This is a genomic window from Spirosoma arcticum, from assembly GCF_054779955.1.
The window spans coordinates 44008-63649 of sequence record NZ_BAAGXG010000002.1; the positions used below are offsets into that span (position 1 = coordinate 44008).

The 19642-nt window shown below is 52.5% G+C and carries 14 protein-coding genes and 1 tRNA gene; 8 read left to right on the forward strand and 7 right to left on the reverse strand.

The features are described from left to right. Positions 1-4: 4 nt before the first annotated feature. The 4 genes from ACYVHB_RS04695 to ACYVHB_RS04710 all read left to right on the forward strand — a co-directional run bounded on the left by ACYVHB_RS04695 (position 5) and on the right by ACYVHB_RS04710 (position 5229). Positions 5-784 (forward strand): rhomboid family intramembrane serine protease, encoded by a 780-nt coding sequence (locus tag ACYVHB_RS04695; RefSeq protein WP_461050103.1) that lies wholly within the window; start codon positions 5-7, stop codon positions 782-784. 2 nt (positions 785-786) lie between these two features. Then, positions 787-1713 carry a rhomboid family intramembrane serine protease gene (locus ACYVHB_RS04700; RefSeq protein ID WP_461050105.1) on the forward strand — a complete coding sequence of 309 codons (927 nt, stop codon included), beginning with the start codon at positions 787-789 and terminating at the stop codon, positions 1711-1713. Positions 1714-1959: 246 nt separating this feature from the next. After that, positions 1960-3894, forward strand: a complete 1935-nt coding sequence (dxs, locus tag ACYVHB_RS04705) for a 1-deoxy-D-xylulose-5-phosphate synthase (protein WP_461050107.1) — start codon at positions 1960-1962, stop codon at positions 3892-3894. Positions 3895-3990: 96 nt separating this feature from the next. Beyond that, positions 3991-5229, forward strand: coding sequence for an aspartate kinase (locus ACYVHB_RS04710; protein ID WP_461050109.1), 1239 nt, complete (start codon positions 3991-3993; stop codon positions 5227-5229). A 4-nt stretch (positions 5230-5233) separates the two neighbouring features. Here the strand turns inward: ACYVHB_RS04710 and ACYVHB_RS04715 are convergent, their stop codons facing one another. Next, a complete protein-coding gene (locus tag ACYVHB_RS04715; protein ID WP_461050111.1) occupies positions 5234-6265 on the reverse strand; it encodes a PorP/SprF family type IX secretion system membrane protein in 1032 nt (343 codons plus the stop codon). 233 nt (positions 6266-6498) lie between these two features. On the opposite strand from ACYVHB_RS04715, the gene ACYVHB_RS04720 reads away from it, so the two are divergent. Together ACYVHB_RS04720 and ruvB are read left to right on the forward strand one after the other, a co-directional pair. Beyond that, positions 6499-10167 carry a PKD domain-containing protein gene (locus ACYVHB_RS04720; RefSeq protein WP_461050113.1) on the forward strand — a complete coding sequence of 1223 codons (3669 nt, stop codon included), beginning with the start codon at positions 6499-6501 and terminating at the stop codon, positions 10165-10167. Between the two features lie 99 nt (positions 10168-10266). Then, positions 10267-11295 (forward strand): Holliday junction branch migration DNA helicase RuvB, encoded by a 1029-nt coding sequence (gene ruvB / locus ACYVHB_RS04725; protein WP_461050114.1) that lies wholly within the window; start codon positions 10267-10269, stop codon positions 11293-11295. A 97-nt stretch (positions 11296-11392) separates the two neighbouring features. Here the strand turns inward: ruvB and ACYVHB_RS04730 are convergent, their stop codons facing one another. The 4 genes from ACYVHB_RS04730 to era all read right to left on the reverse strand — a co-directional run bounded on the left by ACYVHB_RS04730 (position 11393) and on the right by era (position 15249). Then, on the reverse strand, positions 11393-11701 hold the full coding sequence (locus tag ACYVHB_RS04730; protein ID WP_461050116.1) for an ArsR/SmtB family transcription factor: 309 nt from the start codon (positions 11699-11701) through the stop codon (positions 11393-11395). Between the two features lie 202 nt (positions 11702-11903). Continuing rightward, on the reverse strand, positions 11904-12842 hold the full coding sequence (locus ACYVHB_RS04735; RefSeq protein WP_461050118.1) for a DMT family transporter: 939 nt from the start codon (positions 12840-12842) through the stop codon (positions 11904-11906). An 83-nt stretch (positions 12843-12925) separates the two neighbouring features. Then, a complete protein-coding gene (gene der / locus ACYVHB_RS04740; RefSeq protein ID WP_461050120.1) occupies positions 12926-14233 on the reverse strand; it encodes a ribosome biogenesis GTPase Der in 1308 nt (435 codons plus the stop codon). Between the two features lie 95 nt (positions 14234-14328). Then, positions 14329-15249, reverse strand: a complete 921-nt coding sequence (gene era, locus ACYVHB_RS04745) for a GTPase Era (RefSeq protein WP_461050122.1) — start codon at positions 15247-15249, stop codon at positions 14329-14331. Between the two features lie 143 nt (positions 15250-15392). On the opposite strand from era, the gene ACYVHB_RS04750 reads away from it, so the two are divergent. Then, a tRNA-Met gene (locus ACYVHB_RS04750) sits at positions 15393-15465 on the forward strand. Between the two features lie 60 nt (positions 15466-15525). Here the strand turns inward: ACYVHB_RS04750 and ACYVHB_RS04755 are convergent. Further along, a complete protein-coding gene (locus ACYVHB_RS04755) occupies positions 15526-17025 on the reverse strand; it encodes a flavin-containing monooxygenase (RefSeq protein WP_461050124.1) in 1500 nt (499 codons plus the stop codon). Beyond that, on the reverse strand, positions 17022-18941 hold the full coding sequence (locus ACYVHB_RS04760; protein ID WP_461050126.1) for a RecQ family ATP-dependent DNA helicase: 1920 nt from the start codon (positions 18939-18941) through the stop codon (positions 17022-17024). Before ACYVHB_RS04760 ends, ACYVHB_RS04755 begins: the two co-directional genes overlap by 4 nt. 226 nt (positions 18942-19167) lie before the next feature. Here ACYVHB_RS04760 and msrB point away from each other — a divergent pair, with 226 nt between their 5' ends. Next, on the forward strand, positions 19168-19575 hold the full coding sequence (msrB, locus tag ACYVHB_RS04765; RefSeq protein WP_461050128.1) for a peptide-methionine (R)-S-oxide reductase MsrB: 408 nt from the start codon (positions 19168-19170) through the stop codon (positions 19573-19575). Positions 19576-19642: the final 67 nt, after the last annotated feature.

Sequence of the window (19642 nt, forward strand, 5' to 3'; positions counted from 1 at the left end):
CAAGATGTTTTCTTTTACCCCGGTTGTTCGTGCTCTGTTGATTATAAACGTACTGGTTTTCCTTATCACGAATGAAAACATAATTCAGCAGTTTGGTCTGCATTCATTCCTGTCGGATGAGTTCAACCCAATTCAGTTGCTTACGCACATGTTTCTGCATGGTGGGTTTAGGCATATTTTGAGCAACATGTTCGGGTTGATTGTGTTTGGGCCAATGCTGGAGCGGTCTTGGGGCCCCAGCCGGTTTACGTTCTTTTACTTTTTCTGTGGAATCGGGGCCGCGCTCCTGTTTTCGGGCATAAACTATTTTGAGATTCGCGACGTATACGATGCGGTTCGGGACTACCGGGCCAACCCAACGCCGGAAGGATTTATTGGGTTCGTCGATACGCAGGCGCAATCGTTCTACGATCAGGTAGCGTCGTTTGTGGAGCGGTACGAGCAGCAGCCAACCAACCCGCAACTGATTGAAGGTAGCCTGCAGATTGTTAACCGCTTGTATCTCGAACAGGTCGATCAGCCGATGGTTGGTGCGTCGGGCGCTATATTTGGGGTAATGATGGGGGTCGCATTGTTGTTTCCGAACACTCAGCTATTTTTATTGTTTCCACCTATACCGATAAAAGTAAAATACTTCGTTATCTTTTACGGAGCAATGGAGGTTTATTCGGGATTATACCAGACGCAAGCCGACAACGTAGCGCATTTTGCCCATATCGGTGGCATGTTGTTTGCATTTATATTAATTAAGTACTGGGGTTCACAACGGAAAACATTTTATTAGTGATGAGCGGGTTGTTTGATGATTTTCGGAGCGAATTCAGCAAGCCCAACAACACGTTGGTGCAATTGATATTGGTGAATACGGTGGTGTTCCTGGTGTTGTTACTGACGAAAGTCGGTTTAACAATGGCTGGGCAACTGCCTAATTACTACCTTATTCAGAATCAACTGTTGATTCCGGCCGGAATCATGAGCTTTTTGCATAAGCCTTGGACGCTGTTCACGTACTTCTTTACGCATGAAGATATTTTCCACATCCTGTACAACATGCTGTTTCTGTACTGGTTTGGTCGGCTGATCGACGAGTACCTAGGAAATCGTCGGCTGGTTGGTCTGTACATCATGGGTGGCGTAGCCGGTGGATTGCTTTATTTGCTGATGTTCAACACGGTTCCGTACTTTCAGAACACGTCCGATGCGGCTGCCCGAATGCTGGGTGCGTCGGCGGCTGCTTTTTCAGTCGCTGTGGGCGCGGCCACGCTATTGCCGAATTATACGTTTCACCTGCTGTTTTTCGGACCCGTTCGAATTAAATACATTGTTTTCTTCTTCATCGTTTTGTCCATCGCTCAGTCGGCAGGGTCAAATGCTGGTGGAAACCTGGCGCATCTTGGTGGCGCCATCATGGGCTTTTTCTATGTAAAATTCCTCCAGAGCGGTACTGATCTCGGCCGACCGATTTATTGGCTCATGGAGGGATGGAGTAGTATGCTGCGGCCAAAACCCGCCGTGAAAGTATCGTACCGGCAGCGGAGTGGTGCCAGTCCTCAAGTCAGTCCATTCGCGTCGACTGGAGGACAGCCGTCTACCTCGGCAACGCCCGACCAGGACGAGGTGGACATGATTCTGGATAAAATTTCGCGATCTGGCTACGAAAGTCTAACCCGCGAAGAAAAACAGAAGTTGTTCCGGGCCAGTCAGCGAAATTAAAACTTAGTTTGCATATTCCCTGCCATCCGATGGCCACAGACCGTCTGATAATTTATTTCTGTATCCTCAAAAAATAATAGCCCTTATTGCATTTGAACGTATTCAGGCAATGTTGGGCTTTGTTTTTTTATAATCGAATCTAAAATTAAGGTACTTTCGTAGTATAAACTCCTGGACTGACCGCTCAGGGAAACATTGTAATCTGTACGTTTGTTGTTGTTACACAGACGCATACCTGTCACCAATATGCTGATTACCCCCGGCAACTTACTGGCCACCATCAACACGCCCGATGACCTTCGTAAACTCGATAAATCCCGCTTACCTCAGGTTGCCGACGAACTTCGACAGTTTATCATCGATGATGTATCGGTTTATGGTGGGCATTTTGGTGCCAGTCTTGGCGTAGTTGAGCTAACGGTTGCGTTGCATTATGTGTTTAACACGCCCGACGACCAATTGGTCTGGGACGTGGGCCATCAGGCTTACGGACACAAGATTCTTACGGGTCGGCGCGACCGGTTTCACACCAACCGCTTTTACAAGGGCTTATCTGGCTTTCCGAAACGGAAGGAAAGCGAATACGATTCGTTCGGGGTTGGTCACTCATCCACGTCCATCTCGGCGGCTTTAGGCATGGCTATGGCTTCGCAGTTGCAGGGCAATACAACGCGCAACCACATTGCGGTTATTGGTGATGGCGCTCTGACCGCTGGCGAAGCCTTTGAAGGTATGAACCACGCAGGCGCTACTGACAGCAATCTGCTCATCGTACTGAATGATAACTGCATGAGCATTGACCCAAACGTGGGTGCCCTGCGCGAATACCTGACTGATATTACAACGTCGCAAACCTATAACCGGGTAAAAGACGAGGTTTGGAACCTGCTGGGTAAAATGAATAAACTCGGCAAAACGGCTCAGGAACTGGTGTCGCAGGTGCAGTCGGGTGTTAAAAGCTCGCTGTTGGAGCAAAGTAACCTGTTCGAGTCCTTACACCTGCGGTATTTTGGTCCCATCGACGGTCATGACATAGACCATTTGGTGAGCGTTCTGGATGATCTGAAGAATATTCCCGGCCCGAAACTGCTCCACGTGCTTACCGTTAAAGGTAAAGGCTATGCGTTGGCGGAGAAAGATCAGACTAAATGGCACGCGCCCGGTTTGTTCGACAAGGTGACGGGCGAGATCAAAAAGAAAGTGTATGATACTCCCCAGCCGCCTAAATACCAGGATGTGTTCGGGCATACACTGGTCGAGTTGGCTGCGGAAAACCCTCGCATTGTGGGCGTCACGCCAGCCATGCCTTCGGGTTCATCGATGAATATTATGATGAAAGCCATGCCGACACGGGCGTTTGATGTGGGCATTGCTGAGCAACACGCGGTGACCTTCTCGGCCGGTATGGCTACGCAGGGCGAAGTGGTGTTCTGCAATATTTACTCCACGTTTATGCAGCGGGCCTACGATCAGGTCATTCACGACGTGTGCATTCAGGAGCTACCCGTTATTTTCTGTCTCGACCGAGCCGGATTTGCCGGGGCGGATGGGCCAACGCATCACGGGGCTTATGATTTGGCTTATATGCGCTGCATTCCGAACATGATTGTGGCCGCGCCGATGAACGAGCAGGAATTGCGGAACATGATGTTCACGGCTCAGTCCGACGAGGTGCAACAGGGAAAACGGGCGTTCACTATTCGCTACCCACGGGGTGAAGGTGTGATGCCCAACTGGAAGACCCCGCTCGAAAAGCAGGTTATTGGCCGGGGCCGACTGGTTAGTGATGGCGAGGACGTGGCAATATTAACCATTGGTCATATTGGCAACTACGCCGTTGACGCTACCCGGATGCTGGCCAAAGAAGGCATTCGCCCCGCGCATTTCGATATGCGGTACGTGAAGCCATTGGACGAAACGTTGCTGCACCAAATCTTCAGCCGGTTCGACCGAGTGCTGACCGTTGAGGATGGCTGCGTAATGGGGGGCTTTGGCAGCGCGGTACTGGAGTTCATGGCCAATCATGGTTACATGGCCCGCGTCAAACGGCTGGGTATTCCCGATGCCGTTATTGAACATGGTGAGCAAATCGAGTTGCATCACGAGTGCGGTTTCGACCCCCAGGGCATTGCGGACGCCGTTCGGGAGTTGCTTTTCACTGGCCGGGCTGTTGCAGTTTAATCAATGGATAGTGCTTAATGAAGAATGGATAATGGCTGACTGTCTCATTATCTGTTCTTCGTTAAGCATTATCCATTTTACATTGTTCATTCTATTTTGAGAAGGGTTTTCAAGTTTGGTGGGGCGTCGGTAAAAGACGCGGTCGGGGTGCGCAACCTGGCAGAAATCCTTCGAACGCAGGGAAAAGGGGCGGTGGTCGTTGTTTCGGCAATGGGCAAAACGACAAATGCGCTGGAACGACTGGTCCGGGCTTATGTGGACCAGCAGACCGGTGACGTCCAACGCGAGCTACAAACGCTGCGATCTTACCATGAAGGTATCATGCGTGAGTTGCCGGGTGATTTTGCGGCTGTTTACCAAACGATGGAGGGTCTTGAGACTTATCTGACGCAACCCACTACCAGTTCTTACGACGAAACGTATGATCAGATCGTTTCGCTTGGCGAAGTTATATCCACCCAGATCGTAGCCGCTTATCTGACGCAGACCGGCATTCCAACGCGCTGGACCGACGCCCGGCTGCTTGTGCGTACCGATTCCACATTTCGCGAAGGGCGCGTGAATTGGGATGAAACCAGTCGGCAAATAAACACAGCCGTATCGGCCGATGTCGTCACCGTGACCCAGGGATTTATTGGGCAAGCCGAACCGGGGCGGACCACAACCCTTGGTCGCGAAGGTTCCGACTACACAGCCGCTATCTTCGCCTACTGCTTAAACGCCGAGAGTGTCACGATCTGGAAAGACGTGCCGGGGGTGCTGAATGCAGACCCGAAATGGTTCGACGAGACGGTGCTGCTGGAGCAATTGACCTACCAGGATGCTATTGAACTGGCGTACTACGGTGCAACGGTCATTCACCCGAAAACCATTAAGCCGTTACAAAATAAGGGCATCCCGCTCTACGTCCGCTCGTTTGTGCAGCCCGACGCACCCGGAACGGTCATTGGCAAATTTGAGCAGCATTTGGCCATTCCGTCGTTCATCTTCAAAATCAATCAAGTGCTGATTTCGCTGCATCCAAACGATTTTTCGTTTATCGCGGAGGATAATCTAAGTCGGATCTTCGGCCGATTTGCACAAATGGGCGTTAAAATCAATCTGATGCAGAATACCGCAATCAGCTTCTCGGTCGTGGTCGATAGCGATTCTGAACGGGTTCCGGCATTGCTGGAGCAACTGAAGCAGGATTTCCGGGTGAGCTACAACGACGGTCTGGAACTTATCACCATCCGTTATTACGATCAGGCAACCATCGACCGGGTGCTGATAAATAAGAAGCTGTTAGTAGAGCAGAAGAGCCGCTACACGGTGCAATTGGTCGTCCGTCCGTGATACCTTAGAATTTCGGACACGGCAAAGCACGGTTCTTTCTTCTGGGACCTCCCCGTCGACCTTCGGGCCTGTCGAAAATGTACGATAGGGATAGTTCGTGGGAACCACCGCTGTTGCCGAGTGTCGAAACAGTAACGTCGTAGCTGTAGCCAATCGAAAACTTGTCGACCCGGTAACCCGCTAGCAGCGCAACCGCGTCGTGGTTATTGATGGTCTGGTTGTATTTCTTGAACGGAATACCCCGGTAATATGCGCCGAGGGTAATGGGCGAATAGGTCAGGTATGCCCCCAAATCCAACTGATCGTATTTACCCTGAAATTTGTACAGAATGACCGGCGAGAAGCTGATTTCTCGGTCCTGCTCATCGGCTAAACCCGTGTAGCCCGCCAGTGGAATTCGCAGTCCGGCATGAATACTGCCCTTGACGGGTAACCTATTATTTGCACTAACCACAAAATCCTGATTGGGCCGATTGATGTGGTGCGCCGAAGCGCCCACCCAAAACCAGTCGGAGTAGAACAGCCCACCCGTTGAAAAGTCAAGATATCTATTGCGGGGCGAACCGCCCAAAAGCCCGGCATCGCCACTCACGCTGCCCTGAATGAAGCCCCGGTCGGTGTATTGATCGCCAAATGTCAGGCCGAAGTAATTGATGTTTCGGGTCACATACGAGCCTTGCAATCCCAATCGCACAAACGACGACTCACTGACCTGAAACTGGTAAGCGTATTGCAGACCAATTTCCGTTGATCGAATGTTGCCCTGTCCCTGATTGTCGTTCATGAGCAGTAATCCAACGCCACTGTTAAATTTATCAATGTAATGATCAACGCCAACCATCGATGTCACGTAATTGGTGATGGCGGGCCATTGATTACGGTAGTTTGCCGTGATGCGCGGAGCTAATGCCGAACCAGCGAAAGCCGGATTCAGGTATTGGGGGGCCGCATAAAACTGCGTGAACTGCGGGTCTTGCGCTAAGGCCAGGCGACTCAGTGCAACGATCAGAATCGCCAGTGCGTATTGCTTACTCATAATGACAAAGTGGGGCAAAGATTAAGCCAACTAATCAGGTACGTTGACAGACGAAAAACAGATTAGATCGTAGGCCTAAGCTACCCTTAAAGTTAGGTGGTTTTATAGCCGTTTTCCGGTTGTAGAGCGATAAAATTTTAACGCAGCCGCTTCGTTTATACTAACGTAATGCCCCCGTTGTCTGTTATGTCGAGGGATGAATTTGAGTAGGTGGGCACTGTCAGCATTTCTTCATGTTTAGGTCTAATAGTCATTCACGTTTCGTCGGACTTTGGGTGCTGCTGCTTTCGCTGGCGGGGCTAAGTGCGGCTTTTGCTCAGTCATCGGCTCCTGCTTTCCGCATCAGTGGCAAAGCCTGCGTTCCTGACCAGGAATGTAATGCCGACTCCATCACATTCAACGATAGTGCACTGACTGGCGTTACGACGCGGGTGTGGGATTTTGGTGACGGTGGTACCGTCACGAAGCAGCAAGACTCGGTGGCGCGGCACGTTTATCAGCAGCCCGGCACGTACACGGTTCGCCTGACCCGAACGGTCAATGGGGTGACGCAGACAGTGGAGAGGAGGGTTACGATCTATAACCGGCCGCAACCGTTTCCACAGTGGAAGACTGATACCACCATTTGTACAGGCGAGAAAATAACTCTCGATCCATACGCGGGCGGTCAGACTCCGCCGGGAGTTCGATTTTTATGGTATCCCAAGGGCGATACGACCCAAAGTATTCAGGTTGATAGCTCAGGTTGTTACTCGGTCGAAGCCATTGACGTTAATGGGTGTACCTATCAGGATCGCATCAACGTGGATGTGTGCGGAGAGAAGAAAGAATCGCAGGGCGTGAAATGGTATTTCGGGCAGAATGCCGGGCTGGATTTCAGCGGGGGCGGCACGCCAAAACCGATCACCGATGGCAATTTGAGCACAATCGAAGGGTCATCGTCCATTGCCAACACAAAGGGCATACTGCTATTTTACACGGATGGCGTCATAATTTTTGATAAAGATGGTAAGCCGCTGAAGTCACTCGTGCCGGGTGATACCAGCACGGTGCAGCAGCCGCTGGGTGGCAACTCCCGCTCGACTCAATCTGCCCTTATCGTGCCCAAACCTACCTGCCGGGGGTGCGAATATTTATACTACGTGTACACGACGTCCGAGATTCGGGGTCGGAAACTGCTGACCTATAGCGTAGTCGACATGCGCCAAAACGGCGGCAAGGGTGCTATTGTCGAGAAGAACGTTCCCGTATCGAGCCAAGGTACTGAGCAGTCGGCGTCGGTTCAAAACGAGCGCGACTCAACGTATTGGGTCATCACACGCGTTTTCGGAACGAACCGGTTTGAAATTCGGCACCTGACCCGCGCCGAAACGCCTACCCTCACCACGTACGAAGGAGGCCAGAAGATTGACTCGCTGGGACAAGCCGAAGGCTACATCAAGATTGGACCGGCCGATACCACCGGCGGCAACGAAGGCAACCGGCCAATGGCCGTCGTTATTCCGGGACCGCCCCAGAACTCGGTTGATCTCTACACCTTTAACGACTCGACGGGTAATATGACCTTTAACCGAACGCTTCAGTTAGGCCCCGCGCCCCCCAAAGCGTATGGCGTCGAGTTTTCGCCTGATGGTAAGACTCTATATGTGACGATGCTGGCCGATACGAATACCGACGGTAGCCAGAAAGGAGCGTCCTACATTGTAAAGTATGACCTGAATCAGAAGGATTCGCTCCTAACCGGTTCCCGAACGGTGGTCGATAGCAGTACCACGCGGCAGTACGGCTCCATTCAGGTTGGGCCGGACGGGCGGCTCTACGTAGCCATTCAGGGTAGTAGTTCGCTCGGAACCATCGAAAATCCGAACGGCGGATTACTGGATAGCCTGATCTTTAATCCAAACGGGCAAACACTGGGCGGCAAAAATAGTCAACTGGGCTTGCCGAACTTGGTTGCCAATTTCAACGACAACTCCAGCGGACCAGGCTTTACTTACGCCGACACGTGCGCCAGGCAACCGACTATTTTCCAGGCCAGTCCCAACTGCCCTAAGCTAAAAGAAACCTACACTTGGACATTTGGCGATGGTAGCCGCCCTGTTTCAACGACGGCTCTACAACCCCAGGTACATACATACGCGCAGGTAGGTGACTACACGGTCAGTCTGCGGATTGTGACGCAACTGAGCAACGGCAGGGGCATTTGTAAAGACACCACAATCACCGATACGATCACCATTGTTGAAACACCACCCGACATTAATCTGGGGGCCGACACCGCCATTTGTAATAAAAAGGGAATTACGCTCGACCTCAAAGTTGAGGCTAAAGTGTATGTTTGGCTTGTCAGTGGCCGGGTAGTCAGCCGGGAAAAGACCTTAAAACTCGACCGGCCGGGCTACTATTTGGTAGTGGGCATAGCCGCTAACGGTGGCTGTTTCAAGAGCGACACCATTGAAGTGCAGATAAAGCCCGTGCCTTCGCTCGATCTGGGACCGGACACCGTCTTTTGTTATAGGTCGGCGGTCACGTTGCGAGTACCCCAGCAGACCTGGAACCAGTTTGCGTGGAGCAATGGAGGTACAGAACGAACCACGAGCGTGTCGAAGGCTGGTACGTACACGGTTACGGCTACGAACCCGTCCGGTTGCGAAAATTCCGATACAATTCGGGTAAACGAACTGCCTAAACTCACGTTGCGGGCCGCGCTGACCGCACCGAAGGCGTGTACGTCGGCCGATGGCGTTATTGAGTTGACTCCCAGCCCGGCCGGTACGTATTTGTACACCTGGGGTGGGGGGGATAGCACAGCGTTAGTCCAGAACACCAACCGGCAGGTTAACTTGCCCGAAGGCACCTACACAATCAGCGCTACCGACTCCGTATACGCCTGTAAAGCAGATACCGCTTTCACGCTGAAATCGTCGGCTAACACGCTGTCATTAACGCCGGTGGTGAAAGATGCGCTGTGCAGCGTACCCAATAGTGGGACAATCAGCCTGACTGTGTCGGGTGGAACGGCCGCCGTTTATACCTGGCTTAATCCGGCCAATAGCCCGCTGGCAACGACGCCGGTATTTGACAAAGCAGCACCGGGCTTATACAATGTACAGGTTACCGACGCAAATGGCTGCAAAGTGTTGCTCGACAGTATCCGGGTGGGGTTGGATAGTACTGGCTTTGCCCGGCTCGTTCCCGATACACTCAAGTGCTTAGGTAATCCTGTTACGCTCGCCACCCGCGACGGCGACCTGCCGGGTAACATCTATCAATGGAGTACCGGCGCAACTTCGCCAACAATCTCTGTTACACAGCCGGGTGCTTACAGCATTGTTGTCCGGAACACCCAGAACGGATGCGTTGGCCGTAGCAGTGTGCGGGTAAACGACCGTGCGGCACCGGCGTTCGCGCTCACGCGGGAGGCTGCGCTCTGCGAAGGCGACCGGGGCAACGTGCAGCTCTCGGCCAGTGGAGCCGCTGGTTTGCGCTATCTGTGGCTTGCGAGCAATGATACCACCCGAATCATTACGGTTAACCAGGCGGGGCAGTACGGCGTTCTTGTAACTGACCCGCAGGGATGCACCGCCACGGCCGTCGCCCGCGTCCTGAACCAGTGCGAACCGAGGGCGAGTGTCCCCGACGCGTTTACGCCAAACGATGATGGCCTGAACGATGTATTGCAGGTATTCACTGCTTACGTATCCGATTATGAGTTTCGGGTGTACAACCGCTGGGGTGAGGTGATTTTTGTAAGCAACAATCCTGAGCAGAAATGGGATGGTATGTACAAAGGAACGGCCTATCCTCCCATGTTATATCCGTACGTGCTTAGCTACAAAAGCGAGTCGTTTCCCGAGCGAAAACGGGTGGTAAAACAGGGCTCTGTCCTCTTAATTCGGTAGTGTTTTTCTGTGGTTTTTTTTGTAAATTTGACGTAAACGATATGACCTGATTCGCTGGTTTTTGGGGAATCAGGCCCAATTTTGCATCAACCACAACTTATGCGAAACGAATTTTTGAAAGGCTCCGGCGAAGGAATGACGGCCACTGACAAAGAGATCGAACGGGCACTCCGGCCGCTCTCGTTCGCCGATTTTACGGGGCAGGCCAAGGTGCTCGACAACCTCGAAGTGTTTGTTCGGGCGGCCATGCAGCGGGGCGACGCGCTGGACCATGTGCTGCTCCACGGCCCCCCTGGTCTGGGCAAAACGACTCTGTCGCACATCATTTCCAACGAGCTTAATGCCAATATCAAAATGACGTCCGGGCCGGTTCTGGACAAACCCAGCGACCTGGCCGGGCTGCTCACCAATCTCCAGCCCAACGACGTTCTGTTCATCGACGAGATTCACCGGCTCAATCCCATTGTGGAGGAGTACCTGTACTCGGCTATGGAGGACTACAAAATCGACATCATGCTCGATTCGGGCCCTAACGCCCGCACCGTCCAGATCAAGCTGAACCCGTTTACGCTGATTGGTGCCACCACCCGCGCTGGTATGCTTACATCGCCCTTGCGGGCGCGGTTTGGCATCAGTTGCCGGTTAGAGTATTACGATGCTGAACTGCTGACGAGTATTGTAATGCGATCATCGGCGATTCTGGGTACGGCCATCGACGAAATGGGCGCTTACGAAATTGCCCGACGCAGCCGGGGAACACCACGTATTGCCAATAATCTCCTGCGCCGTACCCGCGACTTCGCGCAGGTGAAAGGAAACGGCTACATCAACGTCGACATTGCCGAAATTGCGCTGAGCGCTCTGGAGGTTGACCAGAACGGTCTGGACGATATGGACAACCGTATATTGTCTACCATTATAGAGAAGTTCAAAGGCGGTCCGGTTGGTTTGACAACCATTGCAACGGCCTGTGGCGAGGAGTCGGAGACGATTGAGGAAGTGTATGAGCCGTTCCTTATTAAGGAAGGTTTCCTGAAGCGTACGTCACGCGGCCGGGAAGCAACCGAGAAAGCGTATCTGCACTTAGGTATTGTACCGCCTTTTAAGGCAGGCGAATTGTTTGGGTAGTTTCCACCGTAGATTAACACGCAAAAACGCGGGTTGATGGACCTATACGTAAATAGGCCATTAACCCGCGTTTTTGTTGGCTGGTCGTAATCCGGTACTAATTCAGAATTTTGCTCTTATAGATGCACTCGATAACCTCTGATACGGCGCTATCCACCAGAAAATAATAGATGTTCTTGCCACTACGCCGAATGTCCAAAATGCCCTTATCGCGCATATTAATAAGGTGATGAGAGATTAGGGACTGCTCGGCATTTAGATTCTTGTAAATCGCCGACACGTTGAGTTCCTTGTTCTCATTCAGCATCTGAATAATTTTAATACGCAATGGGTGCGCTATAGCTTTCAGCACATAAGCTGCTTTATCAATGCGTTTATCGTCGGTTGTAACATTGTTAGTAGTCATGGTAGTGGAGTCCATCAGACGCGTGTAATGAATAAATTTATATTAATATAGCGCATATATAGCGGATAACTGATTGAATGTGAGCTACAATTTATTTAAAGGTCGTTGAAATCCTATAATACAATGAGAACGCATTGATTCGTATGAATATTCATAAGTAAATGGCCTCGATAGCTTCAGATGAGCTGTAATCAGTAGCTAATTAATCGTTAAGTGCCGAAACAGGTCTGGCCTGCCGGTTTCCCCGCCAGCCGATCAGAAGTACGCCCGCTAACACGAATAATGTACCGATTATCTGTTTCCAGCTAACTGTCTCGTTCAGAACCGTTGCTGATAGAATAATGGTGAAAACCGGTCCGACGCTGCCAATGATCGATGCATTGCCCGACCCGACATGCTTAATGCCCTCTGCGAGTAAGAGAGTAGGAACAACCGTCACAAAAACCCCCATGCTTAACCCCAGCGCATAAACAGGCATTGGGTAGTTGCCGAGTTGTAATCCATTCTGAATGGCGCAGTGCAGCACCGTTGGAACGGTGGCTGCCATCATGGCATAACATGTAAATCGCTGCGATCCAACGCGGGCAATCATCCGGTCGCTGCCAACTAAGTAGATCGCGTAGACCAGTCCGCTCAGAACAACCCAAAACGCACCCAGTACAACGTTTCTCTGAACTGTCGCATCGATGTTACCCACAAATGCGAACAAGATGCCCGCGTAGGTCAGGCCAAGCGCCAGTAGTTGCAATCGTGAAACCCGTCGCCCAAATCCGATGGCATTCAACAGCAAAACGAATGTTGGGTAAGTGAACAGCAAGACCCGCTCCAAACTGGCGGTGATGTAAATCAACCCTAAAAAGTCAAAGAAACTGGCGGCATAATAGCCAGTAATGCCCAGCACAAACAGCGTTGTCCATTGTTTGGCTGTTAGGTGCATTGGTGGTCCCTGTCGCGCCAGATTGAGCGCAATACCCACGTAAAATGGCAATGCGAACAACATCCGCAACGTGAGCAGCGAGATCGAGTCAATTGGGTACGCATACGCCAGCTTAATCAGAATGCCCTTCGTGGCAAAACAAAAAGCCGCCAGAAATACCAGAAAAGTGCCAATCCAGTAGCGGGAGCGAATGATTTGTTGCATTAAAACAAGCCACGTGCAGATGTTTAGTTACAGTTGCCCCGAAAACTAAACACCTGCACGCTAATAAACCCAAACATCAGTCGTTACTTCTGCCGGAAAAACACGGTTATCGGCACGCCCTCGAAGTCGAAATGTTCCCGAAGTTTATTTTCCAAAAAGCGCTGGTACGCTTCCGGCACGTACTGCGGCAGGTTACAGAAGAATACGAACGTCGGCGAGGGCGTTGGGACCTGCACCATATATTTAATTTTGACGAATTTGCCTTTAAGTGATGGAGGTGGGTATTTTTCAATCTCCGCCTGCATGGCTTCGTTTAACTTGGAGGTCGTAACCTTCTTACTCTTATTTTCGTACACCTGCATGGCTTTTTCCATCACCTGGAAAATGCGCTGCTTCTCATGCACCGATGCAAAAATGATCGGCAGGTAGTCGATGGGCATCAGGCGCTGAATCATCTCCTTCCGCAGCACATCGGCGGTTCGCTGATCTTTTTCAACGGCGTCCCACTTATTCACCATGATGACGACTCCTTTCTTTGCCTTAATGGCTTGCCCAATGATGTTCATGTCCTGGGCTTCCATCCCGCGCGTGGCGTCGAGCATGACAATGCACACGTCCGAGTCCTCCATTGCCTTCAATGCCCGCAGAGTCGAGTAGAATTCAATGTTTGAGTCGACGCGGGATTTGCGCCGGATTCCGGCCGTATCGGTCAGGATGAAATCCTTGCCATACGCCTTGTATCGGGTATTGATGGCGTCGCGGGTAGTGCCCGCTATACTGGTGACAATGCTGCGCTCCTGCCCCGTCAGCACGTTCAGATACGACGATTTGCCCACGTTTGGCCGCCCCAAAATCGCAATCTTTGGAATGCCCGCGTCAGGGTTTTCAATGCCTTCACTCGGGAAGTGTTTGATTACTTCGTCGAGCAAATCGCCCGTGCCGGTGCCGGTCATAGACGAGATAGGGTAGGGGTCTCCCAAACCAAGCCCGTAGAATTCGGCCGCGCTGTGTGACCGTTCGGCCGTCTCAGCTTTGTTGGCTACCACAAACACCGGCTTGTTGGACCGGCGCAGGACATTAGCAAAGTCCTCATCCAAGCCCATGATGCCGGTCTGCGTGTCGACCACGAACAGCAGTACGGTCGATTCCTGAATGGCAATTTCAACCTGATCGCGGATCGATTCCTCAAACACGTCTTCGGACCCGACGACGTAACCGCCCGTGTCGATGACGGTAAAATAATGCGTGTTCCACTCGGCAGTGCCGTAATGCCGGTCGCGCGTAACGCCGGACTGATTATCCATAATGGCCTGCCGCTGTTCCGTCAACCGGTTAAACAGCGTGGATTTGCCCACATTCGGGCGGCCAACGATTGCAACTATGTTTGCCATTTTATAAAGTCGGTGAGTTGGTTAGTTAATCAGTCGGTGAGTTAGTACCGCATCAGCAAACTGACTGATTGGCTGACTCAACGACTTGCCAACTATTATTCGTCATACCCCAGCCGTTTGAGCATCCGCTCTTTCTGGCGCCAGTCGGGTTCTACTTTGACGAATTGTTCGAGATATACTTTTTTGCCGAAGAACCGTTCGAGTTCCATGCGAGCCATAATGCCCGTTTTTTTAATCATTTTGCCGCCTTCGCCGAGCAGAATCGCCCGCTGCGTTGGCCGCTCGACCAGAATTTCGGCCTGAATAACGATGATGTCGTCCTTCTCCTTAAATCCCGTTACCACAACTTCGCTGCTATACGGCACTTCGGCTTTATAATTCAGAAAAATTTTCTCCCGGATAATTTCAGACGCGAAAAACCGCTCGGGTTTGTCAGTCAGTTCATCTTTGGGGAAATAAGGCGGGTGCTGCGGCAGACGGCTGATGAGTTCCTCGAATACCCGGTCTATGTTGAAGCCGTTCAGCGCCGAGATGGGTATGATTTCTTGTGCGTTAAACTTCTCCTTCCAGTAGGCCATTTTCTCCTCAACCTGCTCCTGTGTGGCCTGGTCAATCTTATTAATAAGCAACAAAACCGGCACTTCGGATTTTTGCAGCCGCTCGATCACGTCGTTTTCGTCGTGTTGCTCAAAAATATCCGTCACAAACAGCACTACGTCGGCGTCTTCGATGGAGCCGCGCACAAAGCTCATCATCGACTCATGGAGCTTATAAACGGGCTTTATGATGCCGGGCGTGTCGGAGTAAACGAGTTGAAATTCCTGGCCGTTATGGGTTCCGTTCAGAATACCCATAATGCGGTGACGGGTAGTCTGGGCTTTGGCCGTGATAATGGACAGCCGCTCGCCCACGAGCTGGTTCATCAGGGTGGATTTGCCGACGTTGGGCTTACCAACAATACTGACGAAGCCGGCCTTATGATCGGCCGGAAATTCGATGCTTCCTTCTGTAGTCATACGTAGGTGATCCCACTGGCTGATTGCCAGTGGCTTTCAAAACAACCGGCGCGTTTGTGAAAACGTTTCCATCGTCTCCTAAAACTTTTTCGCATCCGTGTTTGCATTTCTAAAAAGTCGCCGTACTTTTGCAGTCCAAACACCGCGGGATGGAGCAGTTGGTAGCTCGTTGGGCTCATAACCCAAAGGTCGCTGGTTCGAGTCCAGCTCCCGCTACTAAGTCAAGAAGGCCACTGAGATTAGTCTCAGTGGCCTTCTTGGTTCGATAGGTTCTGTTTAATCAGTCACCGGTTCAAAAGTAGAAACTTGGTTGGGTTGCCGCAGCGTGTACTCAGTGGGGTTCACGCGTCGGGTGGCTCGGCGGTAGGTAACCGTCAGGCCCGGCCAGAGGGTAGTGTTGCGGCCTTCGGCGTTCTGATACCAACTCTGGCAACCCGATGCCCAGACGGTGGTCTGTAGTTTTTGCTGAATGTCCTCGTTGTAAGTTTGCTGGGCTTCAGGTTTGAGGTCGATGTAAGCGTTCGGGCTGGCCCGCTTGAGCCAGTCGAGGTAGCTCATCACGTATGTCAACTGCGACTCAATCATGTGGATAATGGAGTTGTGGCCCAGACCCGAGTTTGGCCCCAGCAGAAACAACAAATTGGGGTAACCCGAAACTGTCATGCCATAGTGAGCTTGAGCGCCCGTCACGCGCCACTCCGCTAATAGGTCGCGGCCCCCCAAACCCACAATATTCAGTTCCCGAAAGATATCGGCCGCCACGAAACCGGTGCCGAAAATAAGGGCGTCCACCGGCCGCTCAACCCCCGTCTTGTCTACGATACTATGCTCCTTGACTTCGGCAATGCCATCGGTCACTAACGCCACATTGGGTTGGGTTAGCGCCGGGTAATAATCGTCCGACACTAAAACGCGCTTGCAGCCAAGTTTGTAGTCTGGTGTTACCTTACGCCGGAGTTCGGGATCCTGAATTTGCGTGTTGATATGCCGCAGCGATACCTGAGTGCCAAATTTATTGAGTGTCTCGTTACCAAAGAAAGATAGCCCTTTGAATTCGTTCAGCCAGTAGATGAACGACCGGTAAGCCCGGCGCAGCAGGGGCACCCGCCGAAACAGCCGTTGCCGCCGGGGCGACATGGCGAAATCGAGCCGGGGAGCCACCCAGGGAGCCGTGCGCTGAAACACGGTGAGTTGTTGCACGACCGGGGCAATGGCGGGTACGATTTGAATGGCCGAAGCACCCGTACCAATAATGGCCACGCGCTTGCCCATCAGGTCATAGCTGCTGTCCCAGTTACCCGAATGGAACTGCCGCCCCCCGAACCGCTCCAGCCCGGCGATTTTTGGTAAGCTTGGGTGGTTGAGCGGGCCAATGCCCGCCAACACCACGCGGGCTGTGGTTTGTCGGTCGGTCCGGTCGGTGAGCGTCCAGTAGCCGTGTTGCTCCGAAAACTCAACCCGTATAATCTCCGAATTGTAGCGGATGTGATCGTTCAAACTGCGCGTTTCGACGACGTTTTTCAAATACGCCAGAATTTCAGGCTGCGCCGAATACATGCGCGACCAGTTCGCATTGGGCGCAAAGGAGAGCGAATACAGGTGAGAGGGAACGTCGCAGGCGCAGCCGGGATACACATTATCGCGCCACGTGCCACCCACTTCGGCGGCCCGCTCAAAAACAACAAACGAGGTGTCGCCCCGCTGCTGTAGCCGCACGGCCGCGCCTAGTCCAGCGAATCCGGCACCGATAATTGCTACGTCAACCATTGGTTTCATACTTGATTCAGCGTCAGGTTCCCGTTTTTGTTGTACTTGATTTCTTCCTCGGCCAGCATTTGCTTCACGGTCTGAGCAAGTGCATCGGCGTCGGTTTGGGCGAAGTGGTAGGATAGTTGCTTGGGCGATACGCCGGGGCCGTTAGCCAGAGCCACATAGTCGCGTACCTGCTCCCGCACTTCGGGCGAAGGCATCGATCCTTCAGCAGCCTTCTTTTTTTTGAGGCAGTTGTCGCAGATGCCGCAACGATCACCGGGCTTTTCTCCGAAATAAGCCTGCAACAGGCGGGTTCGGCACTGCGTTGGGTGTTCAGTGTACAGAGTGGCGGCCTGCACCTTGCGCATCGCCAGTTCCTTGCGCCGGTTCAGTTCGGCGACGTTGATGGGCAGTGAGGGAGCGTCGTGGCGGGGCGTCAGATAGGTAAGCTGGGGTTTGTCTTTCTGCTTTTCGTAGATGATGACCGTCCGCTGATGCAACTGCTCCAGCAGCGTCACCACCTCGCTCTGGTCGATCTTAAAAGCCCGCGCCAGCGCCGTTTCCGAAATGGTGATAAACTCGCTGAACACCTCACCCCCATACATCCGAAGAATCAGCTTAAGGAACGAATCGAAGCGCGGATTCAGCACCTGAAACTCGTACAGTTGCCGATTGTCCATCGTCAGTGTCAGTTTAGATGGGCTGTAATAGTTCTCGCTCAGTTGAATGAAGGCCTCTAATTGCAGTTGCTTCAGCGCGTAATGCGTTTCCTGCGGGGGCAAACTAAACGTCGTCGTAAACGCGCTCAGGTCGAAGTCGTAGCTGCTGAATTCGCCCCCGCCCAGCGGCACGGCCGTGTAGTTGGCAATGGCCTGATACACCCGGCGCAGCATGGCCACGGGTTGGTAAAGCTGCTCGGTACGGAACCGCAGATTCTCCAGATCACCGGTCGTGTAGAGCATTACGGCGTACGCTTTCTGCCCGTCGCGCCCGGCCCGGCCTGCTTCCTGGTAATAGGCTTCCAATGAATCGGGTACGTCGAGGTGAACTACCACGCGGACGTCGGGTTTGTCGATACCCATCCCAAAGGCGTTTGTCGCCACCACTACCCGCGTTTTATTCTGAATCCAGGCGTCCTGTTTGGCGGATCGTTGCTCATTCGTCAGGCCCGCGTGGTAAAAATCGGCGGAAATATTCTGCCGGATGAGCATCTGCGCTACCTGTTGCGTTTGTTTGCGGCTTCGGACGTAAACGATGGCAGAACCCGGCACGCGCTCCAAAATACGCAATAGCCGGTCTTCTTTATTTTCGTCCAGCCTGACCGAATACGACAGGTTCGGGCGGGCGAATGTCTGCCGAAACACCTCAGGCGAACGCATCGCCAGTTTGTCCAGAATATCGGTCTGCACCTCGGGCGTGGCCGAAGCCGTCAGGGCAATAACCGGCGTTTCGGGAATTAGAGCGCGGAACTCAGCAATTTGCAGGTAAGGCGGTCGGAAATCATAACCCCAGGCCGAAACGCAGTGCGCTTCGTCCACGGCCAGCAGACAAACGGTCATTAACTTGGCGCGTTCGATAACAAGTTCGGTGCGGAGCCGTTCGGGTGAGAGATACAGGAATTTAGTATTGCCGTAGATGCAGTTGTCGAGCGTGGTGTCGATCTCGCGGTAGTTCATGCCCGAGTAGATGGCCGCTGCCGGAATGCCCCGCCGACGCAGTTGCTCAACCTGATCCTTCATGAGCGCAATGAGGGGCGTAACAACGATGCAAACGCCTTTCATGGCCAGAGCGGGTATCTGGAAACAGATGGATTTACCCCCGCCGGTGGGCATCAGCACGAGCGCATCCTGCCGGGCCAGCACAGTATTGACCACGTCTTCCTGCATGGGCCGGAAGGCGTCATATCCCCAAAACTGCTGTAAAATCTGGCGGACGGTCAAAGGGTCTTTTCAGTTAGTGATTTTTAGTTTGTGCGGTTCCCCGCCGGGATTTGTAGTTGGCTGACGCAAGAGCAAAAGAATGGGTCAGCCAACTACAAATCCCGGCGGGGAACCGCACAAACTAAAAACTCATTTCTTTGTGCGAATTTACAACTCGAAAAACACAAATCGGGCGACTATCCGTTTTACGTTTATAGTGTTGCATCCAACAATTATCCGAATGAGTATGATTCAGAAAGTTATTAAAACCGATGAGGAGTGGCGGCAGCAGTTGACGCCGGAACAATACAGGGTGGCTCGTGGTAAAGGCACGGAGCGGGCTTTTTCAGGCGAGTACTGCGAAGCGCACGATCCCGGTTTATACGCCTGCGTGTGCTGCGGCACTGAGCTGTTCGAGTCGACAACTAAGTTCGAGTCGGGAACGGGCTGGCCCAGTTTCACCGAACCCCTTGAGGAAGATCGCATTCGCCAGGAGAAAGATTACAGCCACGGCATGTTTCGTGTTGAAGTACTGTGCAATGTCTGCGACGCGCACCTTGGTCATGTGTTCAATGATGGGCCGAAGCCAACCGGAATGCGGTACTGCCTGAACTCTGTGTCGTTGGTGCTGAAACGCACCGAAGAACCGGCCTGAGCGACGCCCACACGGGAGGTAACTAATTGAAATTAACCACTTGTTATCGTTCAGTTGCCTGCAACGC